The organism is Methylomicrobium album BG8 (assembly GCF_000214275.2).
Lineage (GTDB): Bacteria > Pseudomonadota > Gammaproteobacteria > Methylococcales > Methylomonadaceae > Methylomicrobium > Methylomicrobium agile.
Genome location: NZ_CM001475.1, coordinates 4,097,835 through 4,121,300, shown reverse-complemented (window position 1 = coordinate 4,121,300; position 23,466 = coordinate 4,097,835). Strand labels below are relative to the sequence as shown.

Sequence of the window (23,466 nt, the reverse complement as noted above, 5' to 3'; positions counted from 1 at the left end):
TTACATAGTGGGGTCTGAAGTAGGGTACGCTGCGCGTACCTTTTCAACTTCTAATGGTACGCACAGCGTACCCTACAGCGGCCGCTCCATGAGTGTAATTCCGCCACTAAAGGGGCAAGGAGGTTGAGGGTGGACGGGGCATCTGCCGATTGACTCCCTGAGCCTCTGCCCCGGTTCGCGTTGTCCCTTAATTGACCGGGCTGTCGGAGCCGATACTGGAAACGACCGCCAAATCGGGCCGTTGTCCCGGCTCGATCGCTTCGGCTTTCAGCTCGAAATCCATCAGTACACGTTTGGCGGCTTTATTGACTTCCTTCCTGTTTTTGTATGGGCCGGCGATGACCTGGTATTGGTCGTTCAGTTTCACCTTGCGGGCGGGAATCGGCGGCCCCTGGTGATTCAGCATGGCGGCCAGCTGTTCGGCTTCGGTTTCGGTTCTGAAGGTGGCGACCCGCATCGACCAGTCGCCGTCTTTGAGTTCGGCGATTTCGGGTTGCCCGTACAGGCGTTCGGGGTGGGCCAGTTGCACGGCCTGTTGCGTCAATACCGCCAGGTCCGGGCTGTTCTTCAGCACCGGCGCCGGGATGCCGTCCGAGCGCCGGATCACCTGCTCGACCCTCTCCCAGTCGACATCGGCCTGTTTTTCCGCAGCCAGACTTTTCAGTTTATTCAGGAATTGCTTCTTCAGCCTGGTTTTGCCGGCGGCCCATTTGTCGAGCGGTTCGTGCGCTTCGATATACAGTTGATCTTGTTGCCAGGCGGCCAGATAAGGCTGATGCACGATGCGGACTTTCGCCCCGACCGCGACTTTGCCGAACAGCGTTTCGATGTCCTCGGGATAAAGCTGGATACAGCCGTGACTGATCTGCATGCCGATGCCGTAAGGCTTGTTGGTGCCGTGGATCAGGTAGCTCGGGAACCCGAGCCGCATTGCATAATAGCCGAGCGGATTGTCGGGGCCCGCACGCACGGCGGCCGGCAGTATATCGCCTTTTTCCGCATGCTCGCGTTGGATCGACGGCGGCACGTGCCATACCGGATTGGCCTGTTTTTCGACGATGCTGGTCGCGCCGATCGGCGAGCTCCAGCCTTGCCGGCCGATGCCGACCGGATAGGTATAGAGCGTGTTCGGTTCTTTCTTCGAAAAATAGAACAAACGCATATTCGCCAGATTCAGCACGATGTCCTTGCGCGGCGCATCGGGCACAATGAATTGCAGCGGCAGGATCACCCGGCTGCCGGGCTGGGGTGTCCAGGGTTTGATCCCCTGGTTCGCTATCGTGATGTCGTTGAAACCCAGGCCGTAATGGCGGGCGATATCGGACAGAGTATCGCTTGGGTGCGCGTCGATCGCGGCAAGTGTTCCGACCATTTCCTGGCCGGGCCCCAGGCCGAACCGATGGCTGGCGATCGTGCCGATTTTCGGGCGGCCGGCTTCCGGAACGCTGACGACGGGGGACTCGCCGGCAAACCAGGAAGGCAGCGTTTGACAGCCGCTCAACAGGCTGCCGAAAACGGCAATCAGGATAGGCGCAGCGCGCCGGCATGGGGAAGGGGACGGTGGGGTCATGTCGGTTTCGATCTCTAATGGCAAGTCATTCATCTTCTTGAGTACAGGCTTGAGCATACCGCTTCATGATTAAACCGGAATTAAACCGGCATTCCCGTATATCAGGGATGCCTGGAGAGCGGGTCGTTGATGGGATCGAAAGGCCGCGATACGGATGCGTTTGCGCAGGTTTTCCCCGGAGCCGGCCGATGCCGTCAAGTTTACTCCCCGAGGCGTGCAGGGCTGGCTTTGCAAATAATCAAGCCGATTGACAAAGCCGGCTTTGCCACTCCTTCAGGCGGCCTGATTCCGGTTTATCATGACGGCATTGGGGATTTGGCTTGGGGACTTTGCCGGCCGACGTTCTTCAAGAGCGGGCGAATGAATGGATCGTCCATGTATTCGGCGAAAACTTGACATATTCCGACTAAAAAAGTCAGAATTAAAGAACATCAAATCGTAAGGGTTGTCTTACTTCCCATGAATTTATCTCCTCAGCTTGCCAGCCTCGACGACCTGGTTTTCGACAACCGCTTTATCCGCGAACTGCCCGGCGATCCCGAAACGGCCAATTTTCGCCGCCAAGTCGCCGATGCCTGTTATTCCCGGGTCAACCCGGCCAAAGTGGCGGCGCCGCAATGGGTCGCCTATTCCCGAGAAGTGGCCGATCTGCTGGACTTGTCTCGGGAACTCTGCGCTTCCGAGGATTTCACTCAGGTATTCGCGGGCAACCGGCTGGCGCGGGGCATGGAGCCTTTCGCGATGTGCTACGGCGGCCACCAGTTCGGCTTTTGGGCCGGCCAGCTCGGCGACGGGCGCGCGATCAATCTGGGCGAAGTGGTCAACCGCCACGGCGAACGCTGGGTCTTGCAGCTGAAGGGCGCAGGCCCGACGCCTTATTCGCGCAATGCGGACGGGCTGGCCGTGCTCCGCTCGTCTATTCGCGAATTTCTGTGCAGCGAGGCGATGCACCATCTCGGCGTGCCGACCACCCGCGCCTTGAGCGTGGTGCTGACCGGCGAACGGGTGATCCGCGACATGTTCTATGACGGCAATCCGCGTTCCGAGCCGGGCGCGATCGTCTGCCGGGTGTCGCCGTCGTTCATCCGCTTCGGCAATTTTCAGATTCTGGCCGCGCGCGGCGAGACCGAACTCTTGCGCCGTTTCGTCGACTATACGATCCGGGTCGATTTTCCGCACCTCGGCGAACCGTCGCCGGCCGTGTATGCCGACTGGTTTCAGGAAATCTGCCGGAAGACCGCGGAAATGATCGTGCACTGGCAGCGAGTCGGTTTCGTGCACGGGGTGATGAATACCGACAATATGTCGATCCTGGGGCTGACGATCGACTACGGTCCCTACGGCTGGCTGGACAATTACGACCCGCACTGGACGCCGAACACGACCGACGCCGAACAGCGTCGCTACCGTTTCGGCCAGCAGCCGCAAATCGCTTACTGGAACCTCGGCCAACTGGCCAATGCGTTATTCCCTGTGTTCGGCGAGGCCGAACCGCTGCAGGCGGGTATGAGCGCCTATGCCGAAACTTTCGACCGGGAATGGCAGCGGATGATGGCGGGCAAGCTCGGTATTGCGGATGATCGCCCTGCAACCGACGAGGACCTGATTATCGAACTTCTGGTGCTGCTGCAGAAGGCCGAAACGGACATGACGCTGTTTTTCCGGCGGCTCGCCTCACTGGATACGGGCGGCGATCGTCCCGATTGGAAAACCCGGATCGCCGCACGGTTGGAAGACTGTTACTATCGGCCTGAGCAATTGTCCGCGGATTACCTGGAAAGGCGGGACGCTTGGTTAGGCCGGTATCATGAGCGGCTCCGGCAGGGCGGGCTGCCCGACGTGGAGCGGCGCAGGCGCATGTATGCGGTCAACCCGAAATACGTGCTGCGCAATTATCTCTCGCAGCTGGCGATCGACAGGGCGGAACAGGGCGATTTTTCGACGGTCGACGAACTGCTCGACTTATGCCGCAGGCCCTACGACGAGCAGCCAGGGAAGGAGCATTACGCCGCGAAACGCCCGGACTGGGCGCGCAGCCGGCCGGGCTGTTCGATGCTGTCGTGCAGTTCGTAAGCAAGCATGGCAGGGCGGGTTACGACTATATGTATGCAGAAGTAAGAGCAACGCATGAAGCAGTTGCCGGGACGCGCATAACCTGCGGATTTTCCGACGCAATACCCCTATCCCGCGCGTTGTGACCCGCGACCGAATTTAAAACAAATTCTCGGTCACGTAGACATCGTATCCCGAGATCACGACGCCGATTCCCTGACGGTCGTATTGCGATGACAGCATCACTTTCCGGTGGTGCGGGCTGTCCATCCAGCCCTGGACGACCGTTCGAACCAGCCGGTCCGCGTCCGTCCACTCGTATTCTTTCCCAACGGTGATGCCGTTTTCCTTGAAGGTATGGATCTTCTCGTAAAGGCGCGTCAGAAAAATGTTTTCGGCGATGCCGGTGGCCACGGTGGTCGGCGCTATCCGCTTCCGTTTGTTCCAGCCCTGGCGCCTGGCCCGGTCCGAAGGGAGTTCGCCTCGCAGGTTCACATGGTTGAAGAAATGATGCCGCGCCATGTCCAGGCTATGATTGCGCGCAATCGCAACCAGCTCCCCGTCGTCCCCCAACGGCGCCAGCCCGTGCTTTTGCCGCTCCCGATTGATCTGCCGATGGATTTGCCGCTCCAGCTCGGCTGGATCGATAGAGGGAGGCGTCACCGCCGCATTCGCCGATGAAGCGGCCGGGATCAGGCCTAGCCATAAAAGGAAAATCGGACGCAGTTTCAGCATGAAGCGGAAGGATAAAGCCGGGAACGAGGTTTATCTCCCGCATTTTACAGGAAAAAACAAGAAGATCCTTAAGGGATTTTTTGCATGCCGGCCGGTGCCCGTTGCCCCGGCCGTTCCATTAAAACTGTTTGCCCTCGTTGCTTGGCTTCTACGGTTTCGCCTGTCTGAAATGCAAAAATTTGACGCCGGCAGCGCAGCCGGCGCCCACCAGGATATAAGCGTAATTGACGAACAGCCCGGACAGGGTGCCGGGGTTATGTTCGACCGCATCGCGCAGGCCCGGCGTTACGGCCAGGGTCCAGGCAATGCAGGGAATCAGATAGGCCAGAAAGCCGAGTCCGGCCGAAGATAAAGGATTCCTGCCGGTCGCTTCGGCGCTTTTGTAAAACCAGTAGGCGATCAGGAAAGCGGTAATGGTGCCGATCATAATGAAATTCCTTGAATGAAGTCAGTAACGGCGGCACAGTATCAAATTGTTTCCATGCACTCAAGCAGAACGACTGCATCCAGCTTTTGGGTGTCTCGGGTTCTGGGTAGGTGTAGGGCGGAAGCCGATAGGCGTTCCGCCAACCCGAGGCCAGCCAAATAAAACAAAGCCTGGTTCATCGCTCCAAGCTCACGGAAACCGGTCGGCATCCTGGCCCGTTCCGAATGGCGGAACCCGGCAAAGCCGGTTCCGCCTTACGGGTTATTCCTCATCTGATTTGTAGTGTTTTGTCAGATAGGCATCCATCTTTTCGTCCTCAGCCGAGTAGGTCGGGCACGCTTTTTGTGCCCGACATTGTAGGGTTTCAATTGGGTAGCGGCTTCAGATTGCCGCAATAGCGAAGCAAGATTGCCACCTGACGTCGGGCAACGATGAAGCCGTTGCCCGTCTACCCGGCTGTGTTAGGTATTGACTTGACTTATCAGTGGAAATTGTTCGGGATGGCGAATTGACTCAACGGCTAAGTCAATATCCAGTTCGGGCCAGTACAGGTGATTTGAAGATGGACGTTCGACATGCAAGATATTTCCAACAGCAGCATTTCGAAACCAAGGAAATTCAGAGAATGGTAGGAAAAGCTCTTCATCCCCCAACAGCAGCCAGAAGCCGTATTGAGATATGTTGGTAACTTCAACTGGGGAAATGCTTGTGCCAAGCGTTGCGAATGTCATGTTCATGCTCCTGTACAAGACGTAGTGCTTCATTGATTTCACGCCGGGAGAGACCCACGGATTGAGCAAGCTCAATTTTAGGTTCAAGCCAGTATTTGGCTTCGCCGTTTTGTCCTTGAACATGGACATGCATCCTCGGCTCTTCCCGAGAGAAGAAGTAAAACCGGAAGCCTGCTTCGCGGAAGACTGTTGGGCTCATAATATTTCGAATGATACACGTAACCTTTGTTCATAGGAATAGTGCGCTAACGTAGAGCTAACCGGTGCTGCGCGGCTTTATCGCGTAGCGTCCAGCGACCGAAGGGAGCGAGGTTGAGTATCATGTTAGGCATTTTGTTCAAGTACCAACTCATAATGTTCAACAATAGGAAACGGATTATAAAAATGGTGGAGCGACCGTTTCCATTCCTGATATTGGGGTGAAGTACTCAAGCAGAACGACTGCATCCAATTTTTTGGTGTCTCAAGTTCATGGCGCAATAGCCGGGTAGGTGTAGGGCGGAAGCCGATAGGCGTTCCGCCAACCCGAGGCCAACCAAAATAAAGCAAAGCCTGGTTCATCGCCCCAAGCTCACGGAAACCGGTCGGCATCCTGGCCCGTTCCGAATGGCGGAACCCGGCAAAGCCGGTTCCGCCTTAGTGTGCCCGGCATGGGCTAAAACTTGTTATCTGAAAAGAGATAACCGGAAGGAGTAACGACAACCGTAGCGAAACGCAAGGGTGAAGCCGCGAGGCCAGGCTGAAAGAAGCGCGTAGCAAAAGCACGACCGTAGGAACACGAACAAGCAGAGAGGCCGGGTGCGGGCGATGAGTGTGCTAGGGAACACGAAATCCAACCGTTACCGAAAGACGCATCAGGTAGAGCTTGACGGCACGGGCAGAAAGTTTTAGTCCCTTACCCGGGGAAATCTCCCGAATGAGAGTTTGGGAGAAGTCAGCAGAAGCCGTAGTAGCGAAGAAGCCTTGGAAACCAGGCAGAGCGAAGGGCCGAAGAACCGAGAGACAGACCATTTTGAACATCTCCAGGGAACGGCGCGCAGTATTCCGAAACGGGCGAACGTTGCCACGGCGGCAGCTATTCGCGCCGGTGGCTGAGTGAGACGGGTGGATTCCCGTCGGTAGCCAGGGCACGAGGTACGAGTCGAGACTTGGGCGAAGGAGAAAGAGCAGGTGCTGAATGAAAATCTGATGGAAAGTGTCCTGAATCGCTTATGGGTTCCATCAGATTTTGCGACAGGATAAGTCGCTAGGTTCAACCGCCGGATGCGGAAAACCGCATGTCCGGTGGTGTGGGAGGGGTAACGGGCGCAATCCCGTTACCTCCACCCGATCGGGTTACGGGTTACGGGTTGATGAATTTAATCACGATTAACATAGCTTGCAGACGAATTTTTATATTTTCCAAGAAACTCCTGAAGAAATTGGATTACGGATTGATCATCTTCTAAGAAAGTCATTAACTCTTCATCTTCCAAATCTTCGTCATAAAGATCATTCATACTGTGCTGAAGAATAAGCTGCCACTGCACGTCATCTTCTTCAGTGATATTGAAGTTTTCCAACAGCCAAGCGTACTCATCTGGTTCGCCGCCTAAACCATCTTCGCCCCAAACACGATCCATTTCTTCAAGTATAGAATCGATTAACTCAGCTTTCGTTATATCTTTTCCTGAGTTGCCGAGAATCTTGCTGCAAAGATCGCCAATTTTTTCAGTCAAAGAGTTTTCAAATGCCCTTGAGATACTATCATGTCCGGTTTTTGCGTGTATTAATTCATGAATTAGTGTGCCAGAGTAGTCAGGGAGTGACTTTAATGTTTTACGAGCCAAGATAATTGAACTCGTTTTCTGATCCCAACAGCCAAGCGTTTCTGTTTCATCAAAAAAATCTTTCCTCATCGTAGAGGATATTTTAATTTCCTTTACTTTCTTTGGTACTCTGCCGAACAAGTCAAGTATCTTTGGTGTAAATTGGTAAACAACTCTTTCCTCGTTGCTCAATTTGTCTGGGTCAACAAAATTGAACTCAAAGCTATCATTATAATTTTCAACAAATTGAGTAATATCGATAATAGGATTCCCGGATAAATCTCTTACTCCTTGAATTTTATCCTTCAAATTATCAGGTATAGTAATGATCTCATGACCACTATTTCTCGCGTGGTCGATCATGTCAGGATGTTGCATCGCCTCAAAGGAGGTAATAAAAAGATACTTCCCTGTTTGATTTAAAATTTTAACTGAGTGTTCTTGAACATCAATCCAACTTAATTCATCATGAGCAGTTCCTCTATTGATATTCGTTAAGTCTTTTGCAAGGGTTTCTGCAATTTCTTTTTGTTTTGAATTGAGCAATATTTTTTTAACAGAATCTGTGTAGGCACCACGCCCAACATTCGATCTTTCTCTATTAATAGCTTTCTTTATTGGGGCGCTCAATCTCGTGATATTATAGCTAAACAAAAAATTCTCTTCTTCTGATACTTTTACGCCATTTATATAAATATTCCCATGATTTCCATGTCGCTTGACAACTTGCCCCTGCATTGTAGTTTCTATAACCTCTTCACCAGAGAATTTCAGAAAAAGTTTCTTTGCCGTATCAACCTCATCATCTGCCACACCCTTTAACTCAAATTCTGTACCTATAAAGTGGGCGTCAACGGGATCTTCAATTATTGCATGCAATGTACTGATGTCTTGGAAGTCCTGTTTTGGCGACTTCTCAATGGATATTTGGCCATATCTTGATTTTACAGACACTATCGCTTCTCTCCTGTCAAAAGTCGCCAGGGCATCTTTCAGTCCAATACCGAACTTTCCAATTACATTTGTACTAGAAAGTTTTTCTTGGTTTTCTTTTTGTGTAAGATGTGAATACTTTAGCCCGCGACCAAAGTCCCGAATGATCCAAGAATTGCCATTCTTGGCAATTACTATATCATCAGTTTTCGTCAAAAGCTGCTCGTCTAGCGCATTTGCGATTATTTCTCTAATCGCATGATGCATTTCCCAGTCTTCAAGTATTTTTTCGATATTAAGGTCAAACTTCTTCATACGACGGTCTCCCTCAAAGCACATAACTCTAATTAGCCGAGTAGGTCGGGCACGCTTTTTGTGCCCGACATTGTAGGGTTTCAAATTTGGTAGCGGTTGCAGATTGTCGCCATAGCGAAGCAAAATTGCCACCTGACGTCGGGCAACGATGAAGCTGTTGCCCGACCTACCCGGCTTTTGCCGAATCCTCTAGGTTGGCGACATCCCGTGCGACTTGGGTATGCAACCACGACTCCATTCTTTGCGCTAACGAGGATGCTGTTGTCTTACCCTCGCGATTTGACTTGTAATGTGTTGAGTAAACAGCTTGAATTTCCTTCGGCAACGGTGGGCGGGTTTTCGGAAAGTTTTCGAACATGGGGCTTCTCTGGTTTAGCGTATAACTAGCCGAGTAGGTCGGGCACGCTTTTTGTGCCAGGCATTGCAGGGTTTCAATTTGGTATCGGCTTCAAAGTGTAGGGCGGAAGCCGATAGGCGTTCCGCCAATCCGAAGCCGATAAGCAAAGCTCGGCTCATCGCATCAAGCTTGCAGAATCCGGCCGGCATCCTGGCCCGTTACGAATGGCGGAACCCGGTAAACCGGTTCCGCCTTACGCGGATTGGTGCGGGGATGCTTCTTCTGAAGTAGAGGGCGATGCCTGACATGCGTCCGATTACGCTGCGCTAATCGGACCTACGCGGGCTATTCCGAATTATACGGGTTGCCCCTGATTGTTGAAAAGCCACGTAGGTCGGGCACGCTTTTTGTGCCGGACATTGCAGGGTTTCAATTGGGTAGCGGCTTCAGACTGTCGCAATAGCGAAGCAAGATTGCCAGCTGACGTCGGGCAACGATGAAGCTGTTGCCCGACCTACCCGGCTGTAGGGCGGATTTGCGTCAGCTCGTAGGATGGGTTGAGGTACGAAGCCCATCAATCGCGAACGATGCGCTTCACTTCGTTCAGCGCATCCTACGGTCCTATTCCAAATGGCGGAACCCGGTAAACCGGTTCCGCCTTACACGGGTTTTTATTGGAAAGAATATTTAATTACTTCGAACTCAGATATTTGAGGTATTTCTGTTATCCACATTGATCCAGCCCATACGCCGCCTTCAAACCAAATAGACATATAATAAACTCTGTTTTCTTGGAAATAACTAGAATTTATTCTATCGATAACCTGGCCTGAGGTTTTTGTATATAACTTATGTTCCCCAGGTGAAACGGTAACCGTAAGTGGTGATATGGTATTTACTGTTCCAACAACTTTGTCGTCAATAAATACTTTAGTTTTGTGTGTTTCATATATGCCAAGACCCTTATATATAAAAACTATTGTGGCTTTGTCAGGTGATGGAAGTGGGGAGGGGGCAGGGATTATTATAGTAGTGCTGCAGCCCCCAAAAAATATACTTATTAAAAGTAATAATGTTTTCATGTTGTTAATTTTCTCCAAAAGAGAAAGCCGAGTAGGGCGGATGTCGAAGGTGATCCGCCAACCCAAAGCCGACAGATAAAGCAAAGCTCGATTCATCGCCCCGAGCTCACAGAAACCGATCGGTATCCAGGCTCGTTCCAAATGGCGGAACCCGGTAAATCGGTTCCGCCTTATACGGGTTGGTGTGGTGATGCTTCTTCTGAAGTAAGAGGCGATGCCTGACATGCGTCCGATTACGCTACGCTAATCGGATCTACGCGGGCTATGAAATATCTTTGAGAAAGCATCTATCACTGGATCACCATTTGGATCGTATTTTAGAAATTTTTTACAACTGAAACTTTCAGTGATAATGGGTTTTTGCGACCTGTAGAAAACATAATTTTGGCTATAGATCATGGTGGTTTGATTTATAAAATCAACCTCGGTTTGCTCTAACTCTATGGTAATCAAGCGTGGATTTCTCTTGCAATATGATGGGTGGCTGTAAAATACGCAGATATTTGGCAAGATGGGAACGATTGCTCTAGGTTCTATAGGTGCGCCAATCGAAGAAGTGAAGTTATTATAAAAACCATCACCAAAGATAAATTCATAATCTCTCGAAAACGCGATACAGAATTTTCCATGATCTAGCAACGCCGTTTTAAATTTATGAAAAGTATCTCTTTGGTTTAGGCTTATCAGGTTTTTCCTTAATGATGTGCCAGTTATATCAATATTAAGTTTTATTTGATTGCGAAACCTTGGACTCCTCACGATTAGTGATAATACACATTCGAGCAGTTTATCTAGGTTATCTTGTTCTTCTTTTGGTGAATCAATACTACTTTCTAAGCTTTTAAGCCAAGCAATAATATACCGAAATCCTTTGTTATTATCTACGGAATCAAAAGAAGACTCGAAACATTCGTCCCAATCTGTTGGTTTATCTGCAAACTTAATTGAGTGGGCATCGGTAATATAACCCAATTTTTCATGTTTTTTATATATGTCATCGATTCCATCCGCAGATAATCTATGCACAAACCCTTGGTCATCTTTCCAATGTTTAGAAACACATTTTGGCCACCAATGATGATCTTCACTTTTTAGGGGATATTTTTTCAAGATTGGGTCCGCAGTTATAGGTGTTTGATAGAAGTAAAATTAACCCACGCTACTGGTATTTTAGAGAGCCCATCCTATGGGCCTTGACGTCGGACAACGATGACGCTGTTGCCCGACCTATCCGACTGACATGCGTCCGATTACGCTGCGCTAATCGGACCTACGCGGGCTATCATACGGTAGACCTGTCCAACCCCGCCCGCACACACCGCAATATCTCATACGAATAAACCCCGCCGAATTGCTCGTAAACCGGCTTCAACGCCCTCTTCTGTGCCTCGGGAAGATTCAATATCGCATCCTGAATCAAATCGATCTCGCGCTCCGGCAATTCGACGACCTCATTCAACGCCACCAATCCCCGCTCGATCCCTTCGGCCAGATGCCCGTAAACGGTGGTTGTTTTCAAGCCGCGTTGCGCGGCAATCCGTTCGACGCTGTAGCCGAGCCGGAACAGTTCGATCGACGCACCGACCGTATCTTCGGAAGATGCCGGATCAGGGGTTTCGGCATGCCCCCGGATCACATCCAGGAACTGCTCCCCGTATAATTCCAGCTTGCGTGCGCCGACGCCCGAGATCGCGGCCATTTGCCGGAGGTTTTGCGGCATCGCCGAGATCATTTCCATCAGCGTCGCGTCATGAAAGATCACATAAGGCGGCACGTCTTGTTCCTCGGCGATTTCCCGGCGTTTGGCGCGCAGCGCTTCCCAGAGCGGCGAGCCGGCGGCGATGCCGGTTTTCCTGGCGGCGCGTTTGGTTTTTTCCGGGCGGATGTCCTCGCGCAGCATCAGGGTTTCCTCGCCGCGCAGTACCGGCCGGCCGGCGTCGTTCAGCTTCAGGGTGCCCATGCTGTCGAAGTCGACGTCGACCAGGCCGCGCGCGATCAGTTGTCGGTACAAGGAATGCCAGCGCTGTTCGTCCAGTTGTTTGCCGATGCCGAAAGTCGAGACGCGGTCATGCCCGTTTCTCAGCACTTTTTCGGTGGCTTTGCCGAGCAGCACGTCGATCAGATGCGCAACGCCGAAGCGCTGGCCGGTCCGGTAGACGCAGGACAGGGCCTGTTGCGCGGCCAGCGTGCCGTCCCAGGTCTTGACCGGTTCCAGGCAGGTGTCGCAGTTGCCGCAGGGCCGGTCCAGTTGATCCCCGAAATAGGCAAGCAGCGCCTGCCGCCGGCAATGCACCTGTTCGCACAGCGCCAGCATCGCGTCCAGCTTGTGCAGCTCGAGCCGCTTGCGCGCCGCGTCGGCGGGCGAATCGGCGAGCATGCGCCGAAGCATGATCACGTCCTGCAGGCCGTAGGCCATCCAGGCGTCGGCGGGCAGGCCGTCGCGCCCGGCGCGGCCGGTTTCCTGATAATAGGCCTCGACGCTTTTCGGCAGGTCCAGGTGGGCGACGAAGCGCACGTTCGGTTTGTCGATGCCCATCCCGAACGCGATCGTCGCGACGACGATCAGCCCTTCCTCCATCAGGAAACGGTGCTGGTTGTGCTGGCGTGCCGGAGCCGCCATGCCGGCATGGTACGGCAGCGCCTTGAAGCCCTGCGCCGCCAGCCACACGGCGGTTTCTTCGACCTTTTTGCGCGACAGGCAATAGACGATGCCGGCATCGCCGTCGTGCTCGGCGCGGATGAAGTCGAGCAACTGCTTGCGCGCGTTCTGTTTCTGCACGATCCGGTAGCGGATGTTCGGGCGGTCGAAGCCGCGCTGGAACAGCCGGGCTTCGGCAAGGCCGAGCCGATGCCGGATCTCCTCGCGAGTTTTCGGGTCGGCGGTCGCGGTCAGCGCAATGCGGGGGATGGCGGGAAAACGTTCGTGCAGCAGCGAGAGCTGCAGATAATCGGCGCGGAAGTCGTGGCCCCACTGCGAGACGCAGTGCGCTTCGTCGATGGCGAACAGGGCGATTTTGATGCGAGAGAAAAGGGACAGCGTCCGTTCGGCGGTCAGCCGTTCCGGTGCGATGTAAAGCAGATCGAGTTTGCCGCCCACGAGTTGCTGTTCGATCCGCCGGACATCGTCCAGGCTCAGCGTCGAATTCAGAAACGCCGCGCGAATGCCGAGCTGGGTCAGCGCACTGACTTGGTCCTGCATCAGCGCGATCAAGGGCGAAATCACGATCCCGACACCGTCGCGGAGTAGGGCCGGAATCTGATAGCACAACGATTTGCCGCCGCCGGTCGGCATCAGCACCAGCGCGTCGCCGCCGGCCGCCAGATGGCCGATCACGTCGGCCTGGGGCTCGCGGAAGCGGTCGTAGCCGAATACCGATTTCAGAATGCGAAGCGCTTCTGCGCTCATCGCCTCATACTCCGTCTCGTCATTTAATTTTTCTCGAAGGGTTCCAACCTTTTATAATAGTCCGATTATACAGGACAGAAGCGCATAACGACCTTCCCATGACTCATTCCGATACGATGCTTTCGCCGCGGCTGGAGCGGCTCTTGAACAGCGGACGCCAACACCTGATTTCGGGAGGTCTGAAAGGCATCGAAAAGGAGAGTCTCCGTATCGGCAAGGACGGTTTCATCTCGCAAAAACCGCACCCGAAATCGGTCGGTTCCGCGCTGACGCATCCCTACATCACCACCGACTATTCGGAAGCGCTGATCGAGCTGATCACCCCGCCGTTCGCGGAAATCGACGACACGATCGCCTACCTGACCGACCTGCACCAGTTCGTTTACGATCATCTGGACGATGAAATGCTGCTCGGCGCGAGCATGCCGTGCGGGATCGACGGCGACGAGAGTATCCCGATCGCGACCTACGGCACCTCGAATGTCGGAAAAATGAAGCACGTCTACCGGCGCGGCCTGTGGCACCGCTACGGGCGCACGATGCAGTCGATCGCCGGGATTCATTTCAACTATTCGGTGCCGGTCGAATTATGGCCGGCGCTGCGGGAGCTCGAAAACCGCGAGGACAGCCTCGAAGCTTTCACGGCCGACGGCTATTTCGGCCTGATCCGCAACTTCCAGCGCGTCGGCTGGATCATTCTTTACCTGTTCGGCGCCTCGCCGGCGATCTGCAAAAGCTTCTTCAAGAGCCGGCCGTCGTTGATGAGCCAGTTCGAAACCTTTAACAAAGGCACGCTGTACCATCCTTACGCGACCTCGCTGCGGATGAGCGACATCGGTTACAAAAGCAAGAATCAGGCATCGCTGAACATTGATTATAATTCGTTGCCCGCCTATATCAAGAGCCTCTATCATGCGATCACGACCCCGTATCCGGAGTACGAACGGATCGGCGTAAAAGTGGACGGCGAATACCGGCAGTTGAACGGCAACATTCTGCAGATCGAGAACGAGTTTTACAGCACGATGCGTCCGAAGCAGATCGCGATGTCCGGCGAAAAGCCGACGCTGGCGCTGAAGCGGCGCGGCCTTCGGTATATCGAAATGCGTTCGCTCGATCTGGATGTGTTCGAGCCGGTCGGGATTAACCCGAGCCGGGGGCGTTTCATCGAGGCCTTGCTGCTCAACTGTCTGCTCCACGAAAGCCCGCCTAACACGCCGGAAGATTATCGAATCTACAATGCGAATCAACTGGCGGTCGCGAACAGCGGCCGGAAGCCCGGCCTGGAACTGAACAAGAACGGCGAATCGATTCCGTTGCAGGACTGGGCGAACGAGATCCTTGATGCGATGGAGCCGATTTGCCGGGTGCTCGACGAGGGCCTGGCCGATAAGCCGTACGGCGCGGCATTGGCGGAACAGCGCGAGGTGGTGCGGAATCCGGATCTGACCCCGTCGGCCCGCATGCTGAGCGCGATGTCGAAGAACGACGAGCCGTTCGCCTGTTTTGCGCTGCAGTCGTCGATCGAGCATGTGCGGTATTTCAAAAGCCGCCATCTTCCGGAAGTTCGCCAGCAGGAATTTATGCAACTCGCCGAACAATCGCTGATCAAACAGGCCGAGATCGAGAGCCGGGATACGCTGTCGTTCGACGATTTCCTGGCGTGCTATTTTGCCCAATGTGACGATATGACCCTGCCCGCATGACCGACTTCGATATTCAAGCCCTGCAGACCGAACTGCGGAACAAAAATCCGCGCGTGATCCTGAGAAAAGCGCTGGAACTGTTCGACAACATCGCGATTTCGTTCAGCGGCGCGGAAGACGTGGTATTGATCGACATGGCGGTCAAAATTCGTCCGGACATCCGGGTCTTTTCATTGGATACCGGCCGCCTGCATCCCGAAACTTACCGCCTCATCGAAAAGGTCCGGAAGCATTATGGCATTGCGGTCGAGGTGCTGAGCCCGGACCGGGAACTTTTGGACGAGCTGGTCAAAGCGAAAGGTTTGTTCAGTTTCTACGAAGACGGTCATCACGAATGCTGCGGCATCCGCAAGGTCGAGCCGCTCAAACGCAAGCTGGCGCATCTGGATGCCTGGATCACCGGGCAGCGCAAGGACCAGAGCCTGGACACCCGGCAGAACATCCCCGAAGTGCAGATCGATACCGCGTTTTCGACGCCGGCGCATACGCTGGTCAAGTTCAATCCGCTCCTGAACTGGACGTCCGCGCAGGTGTGGGATTATATCGAAGCCTACCAGGTACCGTTCAACGAACTGCACCAACGGGGCTATATCAGCATCGGCTGCGAGCCCTGCACCCGGCCGGTACTGCCCAACCAGCACGAGCGAGCCGGAAGATGGTGGTGGGAGGATGCGGCCAAGAAGGAATGCGGGCTGCATGCGTCGAATGTGGAAGGGAAATAGGCGTTTCACTCTAAAACTCGGGCCCGTAGGGTGCGCTGAACGAAGTGAAGCGCACCGAGTGCCTTTTAGGGTGTCGTTCGCGATTGATGCGCCTCCTTTGTCGGCACATCCGGCTCTTGTAGGGCGGATTCGCCGTTAGGCAATCCGCCGCGCTTTGAAGGGGATTGGCGTTTTGCTATCGCGAAAACGCCCTACGCTCTGCTCTTCATAATTCATAACGCTTGACGTGGATAACAGCGAGATAGGATGGGTACGACTGCACGGATGCAGGAGGTACGAGCCCAAGGAAGCCAAGTAGGATGGGTAGAGGCGCCAGCCGAAACCCATCAATCGAAACCCATCGATGAGGATATAAATAATTCCGCGCCCTCACCCAACCGCCAACTGCGCCAATAACCCCCGGATAAACTCCAACTTCTGCTCGACCGTCTCGAACTTTTTGACGAACCGCAGCTTGTCCGCCCCGTCGAATTTGTAAACCTGCGCCTGGGTTTGAATCAATAGAATCAATTGGTCGGTGTTGATTTTCGGTTCCTTGGTAAACACCAGCCGACCGCCGGCCGCATTCGCCTCGATCTTTTTCAGGCCCAGTTTTTGCGCCTCCTGCTTGAGTCCGGTCACGCTGAACAGGGTTTTGACCGGCTCGGGCAACAGGCCGAAGCGGTCGATCATTTCGACTTGCAAATCGCGCAGGTCTTCGCGCGTTTCGGCGTTCGCGATCCGTTTGTAAAGCACCAGCCGCGCATGGATGTCCGGCAAGTAGTCTTCCGGAATCAGGGCCGGAGCCTGCAGATCGACTTCCGGGCCGATTTCGGCCGGCAGGTCCAGTTCCGGCTGCTTGCCCGACTTCAGCGCATGCACCGCGCGGTCGAGCAGTTCGGTGTACAGGGTATAGCCGATTTCCTGAATCTGGCCGCTCTGTTCGTCGCCGAGCAGCTCGCCCGCGCCGCGGATTTCGAGGTCGTGCGAGGACAGCATGAAGCCCGCGCCGAGGTCGCCGGAAGCTTCGATCGCTTCGAGCCGTTTCAAGGCATCCTTGGTCATCAAGGTTTTCGGCGGTACGATGAAATAGGCGTAGGCGCGGTGGTGCGAGCGGCCGACGCGGCCTCGGAGCTGGTGCAACTGAGCGAGGCCGAGCTTGTCGGCGCGGTTGATCAGGATCGTGTTCGCGCTCGGAATGTCGATCCCGCTCTCGATGATGGTGGTGCTGAGCAGCAGGTTGAAGCGCTGGTGGTAAAAGTCGAGCATGATCCGTTCGAGGTCGCGCTCGGGCATCTGGCCGTGCGCGATTTCGATCCGCGCGTCGGGCACCAGCTTTTGCAGTTCGCCGGCCATTTTGCCCATCGACTTGATGTCGTTGTGCAGGAAGAAAATCTGGCCGCCGCGCTTGATTTCGCGCAGGCAAGCCTCCTGCACCAGCGCGTCCACCCACTCGCTGATGAAGGTCTTGATCGCGTGCCGGTTCGGGGGCGGGCTGGCGATGATCGAAATGTCGCGCAGGCCGGACATCGCCATGTTCAGCGTCCGCGGGATCGGCGTTGCGGTCAGGGTCAGCAGGTCCAGTTCGTTGCGCAGCTTCTTGAAATGCTCTTTCTGATGCACGCCGAAACGGTGCTCCTCGTCGATGATCACGAGGCCCAACGCCTTGTATTTGAGTTCTTTCGACAGCAGCTTGTGCGTGCCGATGATGATGTCGACATGGCCTTCCGCGAGCGCATCGCCGATCTCCTTCTGCTGTTTCGGCGTCACGAAGCGCGACATCACTTCGACGCGGACCGGCCAGTCCGCGAAACGGTCGCGGAAATTCTGGTAATGCTGCTGCGCAAGCAGGGTGGTCGGCACCAGCACCGCGACCTGTTTGCCGTCCTGCACCGCGATGTAGGCCGCGCGCATCGCGACCTCGGTCTTGCCGAAGCCGACGTCGCCGCAGATGACCCGGTCCATCGGCTGCGGGCTGGCCATGTCTTCCAGGATCGCCTCGATCGCGGTCTGCTGGTCGGGCGTTTCCTCGAACGGAAACGCGTCGGCAAAAGCTTGATAATCGTTGTCGGCGATATGAAACTCGTGGCCTTTCTTGGCCGCGCGCTTTGCATAGATTTCCAACAGCTCCGCCGCGACGTCGCGGATTTTTTCGATCGCCTTCTTTTTCGCCTTGCTCCACTGGTCGCCGCCGAGCTTGTGCAGCGGCGCGGTTTCCGGGTCGACGCCGGTGTAGCGCCCGATCAGGTGCAGGGACGAAACCGGCACGTACAGCTTGTCGCCCTGCGCGTATTCGAGCGCCAGAAATTCGGCCGGGATGCCGCCGATCTCCAGCGTCTGCAGGCCCAGGTAGCGGCCGACGCCGTGTTCCTGATGCACCACCGGCGAGCCGATCGTCAATTCGTTCAGGTTGTTGACGATCTTTTCGAGTTCCTTCGCCGCCGCCATCCGTCGCCGGCGCCGCTGCTGGGCTTTTTCGCCGGACAGCAGGCTTTCCGGGATCACCGTGATCTTCTGCTGTTTGAGCCACAGGCCTTGATCCATCGGCGCGACCGTGATGCAGAGCTTGTCCTCGGCCGCGATGAAGTCGCGCCAGCCTTCGACCGTTTTCAGCCGGATTTTGAAGTTTTTCAGCCGGTCGATCAGGCCTTCCCGGCGGCCGGCCGATTCGGCGACGAATAGAATTTTGCCGTCGAAGCCTTCGATAAATTGGCGCAGCCGTTGCGCGGGCTCCTTCAGTTTCGCGTCGATCGTCAATTCGGGCAGCGGCGTGCAGTCGAACGCGATTTTAGCTTCCGGCGCCGCATCGCCGCTCTGCAGAGCGATTTGCGCGAAAGATGCAGTGCGCTGTTTCAGCTCGGTTGGGTTCAAAAACAACAGTTCCGGCTTCAATAACGGCCGGTCGAGATTAAACCGGCGCTGTTCGAAACGTTCGTGCGCTTCCGCGGCAAAGGCCTCGGCCTGCGCCTCGAGCTTTGCCGGCAGCACGAATACCGCGTCGGCGGGCAGGTAGTCGAACAGGGTCGCGGTGCGTTCGACGAACAAGGGCAGGTAATATTCGATGCCGCCCGGTGCCATGCCTTTGCTGATGTCGCTGTACAGGGCGTTTTTGGTCGAGGCGTCCGGAAAAAGCTCGCGGAAGGCCTGTCGGAAGTGCTTGATCGCCTCGTCGGTAAACGGGAACTCGCGCGCCGGGAACAGCTCGATCCGGCCGATCTTGTCCAGGGAGCGCTGCGTTTCGGGATCGAATGTGCGGATCGATTCGATTTCGTCGTCGAACAGTTCGATTCGGTAAGGTGCCTGGCTGCCCATCGGGAACAGGTCTACGATCGAGCCGCGCACCGCGAATTCAGCGTGCTGATACACCTGCGAGACGCACTGGTAGCCGACGCTTTCGAGTTTGATCCGGTTCAGCTCCAGGTTGAAAACCTCGCCGACGCTCAGCGAAAAGCTGTATGCCAGCACATGCTCCCTGGGCGCGAGCCGGTGCATCAGCGTCGCGACCGAGACGATCAGCGCGCCGCGCTTGACCTGGGGCAACTGGGCGAGCGTTTTCAGGCGTTCCGAGATGATCTCCGGCAGCGGCGAAAACACGTCGTAGGGCAGGGTTTCCCAGTCCGGAAAATGCAGGATCGACAGGCCGGTATCCTGCAGGAAAAATGCCAGCTCGTGTTCGAGCCGGAGCGCGGTGTGGTTGTCGGCCGTCACGATCAGAAACAGCCGGTTCTCGTTTTTGATCGCCGAGGCCAGCGCCAGTGCGTCGGCGCAGCCGTAGAGGCCGTTCCAAATCTGCACGGCGTTTTTGGACGCGGGCACGGTCGGTGAAAAAATCAAGGCGTTATCTTCAGCCATGGGGGGCAGGAGTGGTCCGATGCGCGAATCGCAACAAAAAGCGATAGTTTAACACTTTGATCGCAGCGATGCTGTGCGCGGAAGCCGCAACGGGGATAGGGCAATACTGTTCAAATTAATGAACTGTAGGGTGGATAAGTGAAGCGCATCCGCCACATGATCGCCGGATACGCTTCGCTAGCCCGGCCTACGCAATTCTTAACTTAAAAGCATGGAGATAACGGGAAGGTGAAGCCGATGCTCCGGTGTAAGGACAGTAGGCGCTATTGTCAATAAGCAGGAAACTATTAATTAACTGTTGCTAATATTGTAAACGCCGGATCTCAACCCTATACTGTAACCGTGAAATTTTCATTTACTATCAACTACATCTTAGATAGTGTCGTCATAAGATAGCTGTCCACAGGGCGATGCACCGGATCTGCACAGCGGCCAGGAACGATGCGGTGTTCTTGGCATAGCGTGTGGCAATACCTCGCCAGCGCTTGAGGTGCAAGAACGCGTTTTCTACTAAATGCCGCAGTTTGTACAGGTCGCGATCGTAGTCGCGGGGTTGTTTTCGATTGCGGCGTGGCGGAATGACCACCGTCATCTGATTTGCTTCGGCTTGGGCTACGATAGCATCGCTATCGTAGCCTTTGTCCGCCAATAAGTACTGAGCATCCACGCCTTCGATCAAGGCTGAAGCCTGCGAACAATCTGCTGTGGTACCTGCTGTAATAAGGATTCTGACCGGCATACCATGCGCATCCACGGCCAGATGTATCTTACTGTTGAGCCCCCTTTTGTGACCGCCATGCCCTGATTGCCGCCTTGCGCGCCGGTCGCATGCGGATGGACTTTGATGTGGCTGGCATCAATCATCAACCATTCATAGTCGGGTTCGGTGACCAACTGTTCCAACAGGGCTTCCCAGACGCCGTGATCTCGCCAACGGCAAAACCGGCGATGGGTGTTCTTCCAATCGCCATAGTCAGGTGGCAGGTCGCGCCATGGCGCACCGGTACGCAAAATCCAGAAGACCGCATTGATAAACAAGCGGTTGTCTCGCGCTTTTCCGCCCCAGGCCCCGGCACGGCCGGGCAGATGGGGTTCCAGTAAGCTCCAAACCGTATCGGAAATGTCATGGCGGCGGTGGGCAGGTTGGGACATGGCTCTTTAATCTCATCAGCAACGACAATCTCCGTATTATACCTGACAAAGACTTATCTTGTGACGACACTATCTAGGAGTAAACACTATGTCGAACGTCAAACGCGACATCATCATCGGCCTTATGTTCATCAGCGGGATTGCCGGTTTCATTTCCGGCGAGTTCATTTTTTCGAACGTCTTTTTCGCGTCGGCCGCGATCTACACCAACATGTTCCTGAACCGCAGAGCCACCAACGGTTAAGGAATTTTTTCCATGTATAACTGCTTCTTCATTCTCCGCGCCGCTGTTCCAGCTTCGGCGCGGGCCTTCTTTCCCGGCTGATTCAGGCCGAATCGATCGTACTTCTCTAGCGTCTTTTCCGGGTCTTGTGAATCACGAATTTCGGATTGGCCGCTACCCCGGAACATCCTCCGAACAAGCGATCCAGAACGGCATGATAATTGAGATGCCGGTTGCCGATCACCCATAATTCGCCGTCCCGGCGCAATACCCTCTTCGCGTCCCTGAACATCCCGACCGCAATCTGGTCGCCCTGCAGATATTGCTGATGAAACGGCGGATTGCAGAGAATCAAATCGGCCGATTCCGATGCGAATGCCTTCAAACCGTCGCCGGCCTGAAAGGTTGCCTTGCGTTCAGTGCCGAACGCGGCTTCGAAATTTTCCTTGGCGGAAGCGACCGCCATGTAGGATTCGTCGATAAAATGCAGCACGGCTTCCGGATTGCGCCGCGCCGCGATCAAGCCGACCACGCCGTTGCCGCAGCCCAGATCGACGATCTCGGACCGGCCCAAGCCTTCGGGAAGATGCCGGAGAAAAAAACGCGTGCCGATGTCCAGACTGTCCCGCGAGAACACGTTTGCGTGATTGACGATCCGAAAACCGGTATTTTCGAGCCGGTAGCGCACCGGATACGGATTCGGCGGCGGATCGTCGCGCGGAATCGGCTTCGCGAAGATCAGTTTGGCTTTTTTGCGCGCCAATGCGGTCGTGGTCGGGCCGAGCAGGCGCTCGGCCAATTGCCAGACCGAGCCGGGCAGCATCTTGACCATCCCGGCCAGAATCACTTGCGCGTCCGGCTGCAAATGGCCGTGCAGGCTGATCAGCTGGTGCTCCAAAAGGCCGAGCGTCTTCGGGATTTTGATTAGCACCAGGTCGTAAGAACCCTGCAACGGCTCCAGACTGTGCAGGAGTCGTGTGCTGTCCCGTGTCTTGCCGTTCTTTTCCAGATTGATTTCGGTGGCCCGATGCGACAGAAAAGAGTCGGACACCGCATCGGGGCGGTAATCACTCAACGCGACCGCCAGCGCGCCGAAACTGTCGTTGACGATCAGCACGCGGCTGCCGGCTTTCGGCAGGCCCTGCTCGGCCAGATGCGTCAGCAGATACTCGTCCGCCGCGTCGAAAGGCTGCAACAGTTCGTTAGGACGCAGCGGCAGACGGATCAGGTCGAAGGCGCCCTGGGGGCAATTGAACAGCATCCGGCGGCCGACGTTCAAGCCCGGGACATGAATTTTCCGGTTTCGGTATTCACCTTGATCGATTCGCCGGTTTCGATGTATTCGGGCACCTGCACTTCGAGGCCGGTATGCAGCCTCGCGGTCTTGGTCCGGCTCGATGCGGTGGCGCCCTTGATTGCGGGCGGCGTCTCGACGATCGTGAACACGACCGAGGACGGCAGTTCGATGCCGATGATCTCGTCATCGACCAGCAGCGCCACGATCCCTTCCAGGCCATCGGTCAGGTATTCGACCTTGCCTTCCAGGTCGTCGGCGTTCAGGGTGTACTGGCTATAGTCTTCCTGGTTCATGAAGATGAAATTGCCGACGTCCTGATACGAAAACTGCACCTTCGCGCGCACGCAGTCGGCGTCCTTGAAAGCATCGTCGCCTTTCAGCGTTTCGTCGAGCTTTTGCCCGGTCTTCAGGTTGTTGAAGCGCACCTTGTACAAGGTCGAAGCGCCACGCGACGACGGGCTTCTGACTTCGACCTGTTTGACTACATGCGGGGCGCCGTTGATTTCGACGACCATGCCTTTTTTTAAATCACTGGCCTTGGCCACGGTTGTTCTCCTCTATCAGGTTTTCTAACTTTGAATAGCATCGTTCCCACGCGGAGCGAAGGAACGATAATGAAGGATTCAAATCCCTTCGTCATCGGGAATCCGGACCGCGAGCAGATCACAGGGCGCATGATGCAGCACGCCGTTCGCGGTCGAGCCCAGCAGCAAGGTCAACCCGTGCCGCTCGTGCGAGCCGGTCACGATCAAGTCGGCCGCGATCTTTTCGGCATGCCGCACGATTTCGTCTTTCGGCACGCCCCAGATCAGCCAGAGATCGGCAGAAGCGACGCCGAGTTCGGCGCCCAGCGCAAGCAGCTTGCCGCGCTCTGCCTCCAGCAGGCCGTATTCGGACGGTTGATCCACCGGAATCACGGTGCCGTAAGGCGTGTCGGGCATCGGGATGTCGTCGAGTACATGCAGGATACTCAATTTTGCCCGGTACGAGGCGGCCAGGGATTGGGCGCGCACGGCAATCGACGCGCCGTCTTCCGAAAAATCCGCGGTTAGGAGAATATGGCGATAAGCCGTCATGAACATTGTCCGTTTCACTGTCAGTCGATCGGCTATTCTACCAAATTCAGCGTTTCGATCGTG

General features: G+C 55.2%; 19 protein-coding genes and 1 pseudogene. 4 read left to right on the top strand and 16 right to left on the bottom strand.

All coding sequences use genetic code 11. The annotated features are described in order from the left end of the window. Window positions 1-187 precede the first annotated feature (187 nt). Window positions 188-1,570: a L,D-transpeptidase family protein gene (locus tag METAL_RS17960; RefSeq protein WP_051040506.1), complete on the bottom strand. Its 1,383-nt coding sequence runs from the start codon at window positions 1,568-1,570 to the stop codon at window positions 188-190. Between the two features lie 459 nt (window positions 1,571-2,029). Here METAL_RS17960 and METAL_RS17955 point away from each other — a divergent pair, with 459 nt between their 5' ends. Then, window positions 2,030-3,643: a protein adenylyltransferase SelO gene (locus METAL_RS17955; RefSeq protein WP_005374644.1), complete on the top strand. Its 1,614-nt coding sequence runs from the start codon at window positions 2,030-2,032 to the stop codon at window positions 3,641-3,643. Window positions 3,644-3,781: 138 nt separating this feature from the next. Here the strand turns inward: METAL_RS17955 and METAL_RS17950 are convergent, their stop codons facing one another. The 9 genes from METAL_RS17950 to recQ form a co-directional block, all read right to left on the bottom strand. Then, entirely contained in the window at window positions 3,782-4,357 is a 576-nt protein-coding gene (locus METAL_RS17950) for a CAP domain-containing protein (RefSeq protein WP_005374643.1), read from the bottom strand. A 148-nt stretch (window positions 4,358-4,505) separates the two neighbouring features. Further along, window positions 4,506-4,784, bottom strand: coding sequence for a hypothetical protein (locus METAL_RS17945; RefSeq protein WP_005374641.1), 279 nt, complete (start codon window positions 4,782-4,784; stop codon window positions 4,506-4,508). Window positions 4,785-5,245: 461 nt separating this feature from the next. Further along, entirely contained in the window at window positions 5,246-5,515 is a 270-nt protein-coding gene (locus METAL_RS17940) for a DUF2442 domain-containing protein (protein WP_031430051.1), read from the bottom strand. Next, complete coding sequence (locus METAL_RS22225) at window positions 5,475-5,648, bottom strand: DUF4160 domain-containing protein (protein WP_425357676.1); 174 nt, start codon at window positions 5,646-5,648, stop codon at window positions 5,475-5,477. The genes METAL_RS17940 and METAL_RS22225 overlap by 41 nt, the downstream gene beginning before the upstream one ends. Window positions 5,649-5,839: 191 nt before the next feature. Further along, the gene (locus METAL_RS21720) at window positions 5,840-6,106 is read right to left on the bottom strand and encodes a hypothetical protein (protein WP_245549412.1); all 267 of its coding nucleotides are present in this window, start codon (window positions 6,104-6,106) and stop codon (window positions 5,840-5,842) included. A 767-nt stretch (window positions 6,107-6,873) separates the two neighbouring features. Continuing rightward, window positions 6,874-8,571 (bottom strand): ATP-binding protein, encoded by a 1,698-nt coding sequence (locus METAL_RS17930; RefSeq protein WP_005374638.1) that lies wholly within the window; start codon window positions 8,569-8,571, stop codon window positions 6,874-6,876. Window positions 8,572-9,579: 1,008 nt separating this feature from the next. Then, window positions 9,580-9,990 carry a hypothetical protein gene (locus tag METAL_RS21250; protein WP_157203377.1) on the bottom strand — a complete coding sequence of 137 codons (411 nt, stop codon included), beginning with the start codon at window positions 9,988-9,990 and terminating at the stop codon, window positions 9,580-9,582. A gap of 243 nt (window positions 9,991-10,233) precedes the next feature. Then, entirely contained in the window at window positions 10,234-11,100 is an 867-nt protein-coding gene (locus tag METAL_RS21245; RefSeq protein WP_005374635.1) for a hypothetical protein, read from the bottom strand. A 172-nt stretch (window positions 11,101-11,272) separates the two neighbouring features. Then, a complete protein-coding gene (gene recQ / locus METAL_RS17920) occupies window positions 11,273-13,396 on the bottom strand; it encodes a DNA helicase RecQ (protein ID WP_005374634.1) in 2,124 nt (707 codons plus the stop codon). 98 nt (window positions 13,397-13,494) lie between these two features. Here recQ and gshA point away from each other — a divergent pair, with 98 nt between their 5' ends. After that, window positions 13,495-15,102, top strand: a complete 1,608-nt coding sequence (gene gshA / locus METAL_RS17915) for a glutamate--cysteine ligase (RefSeq protein ID WP_005374633.1) — start codon at window positions 13,495-13,497, stop codon at window positions 15,100-15,102. Next, window positions 15,099-15,824 carry a phosphoadenylyl-sulfate reductase gene (locus METAL_RS17910; RefSeq protein WP_005374631.1) on the top strand — a complete coding sequence of 242 codons (726 nt, stop codon included), beginning with the start codon at window positions 15,099-15,101 and terminating at the stop codon, window positions 15,822-15,824. Before gshA ends, METAL_RS17910 begins: the two co-directional genes overlap by 4 nt. Before the next feature lie 369 nt (window positions 15,825-16,193). Here the strand turns inward: METAL_RS17910 and mfd are convergent, their stop codons facing one another. From mfd to METAL_RS22025, 3 genes and pseudogenes are all read right to left on the bottom strand, one after another. Next, on the bottom strand, window positions 16,194-19,655 hold the full coding sequence (gene mfd, locus METAL_RS17905; RefSeq protein WP_005374630.1) for a transcription-repair coupling factor: 3,462 nt from the start codon (window positions 19,653-19,655) through the stop codon (window positions 16,194-16,196). A 385-nt stretch (window positions 19,656-20,040) separates the two neighbouring features. Then, window positions 20,041-20,439: pseudogene (locus METAL_RS22030) on the bottom strand (IS5 family transposase); the annotation flags it as partial. After that, window positions 20,331-20,807, bottom strand: a complete 477-nt coding sequence (locus tag METAL_RS22025; RefSeq protein WP_031429487.1) for an IS5 family transposase — start codon at window positions 20,805-20,807, stop codon at window positions 20,331-20,333. The gene METAL_RS22025 and the pseudogene METAL_RS22030, both read right to left, overlap by 109 nt. A gap of 88 nt (window positions 20,808-20,895) precedes the next feature. Between METAL_RS22025 and METAL_RS21235 the strand changes: the two genes are divergently transcribed. Further along, entirely contained in the window at window positions 20,896-21,051 is a 156-nt protein-coding gene (locus METAL_RS21235) for a hypothetical protein (protein WP_005374629.1), read from the top strand. A gap of 106 nt (window positions 21,052-21,157) precedes the next feature. Here METAL_RS21235 and METAL_RS17890 read toward each other — a convergent pair whose 3' ends face one another. The 3 genes from METAL_RS17890 to METAL_RS17880 form a co-directional block, all read right to left on the bottom strand. After that, complete coding sequence (locus tag METAL_RS17890; RefSeq protein ID WP_005374628.1) at window positions 21,158-22,291, bottom strand: methyltransferase; 1,134 nt, start codon at window positions 22,289-22,291, stop codon at window positions 21,158-21,160. 14 nt (window positions 22,292-22,305) lie between these two features. Next, entirely contained in the window at window positions 22,306-22,872 is a 567-nt protein-coding gene (efpL, locus tag METAL_RS17885; protein ID WP_005374627.1) for an elongation factor P-like protein EfpL, read from the bottom strand. 78 nt (window positions 22,873-22,950) lie between these two features. After that, complete coding sequence (locus METAL_RS17880; RefSeq protein ID WP_005374626.1) at window positions 22,951-23,403, bottom strand: universal stress protein; 453 nt, start codon at window positions 23,401-23,403, stop codon at window positions 22,951-22,953. Window positions 23,404-23,466: the final 63 nt, after the last annotated feature.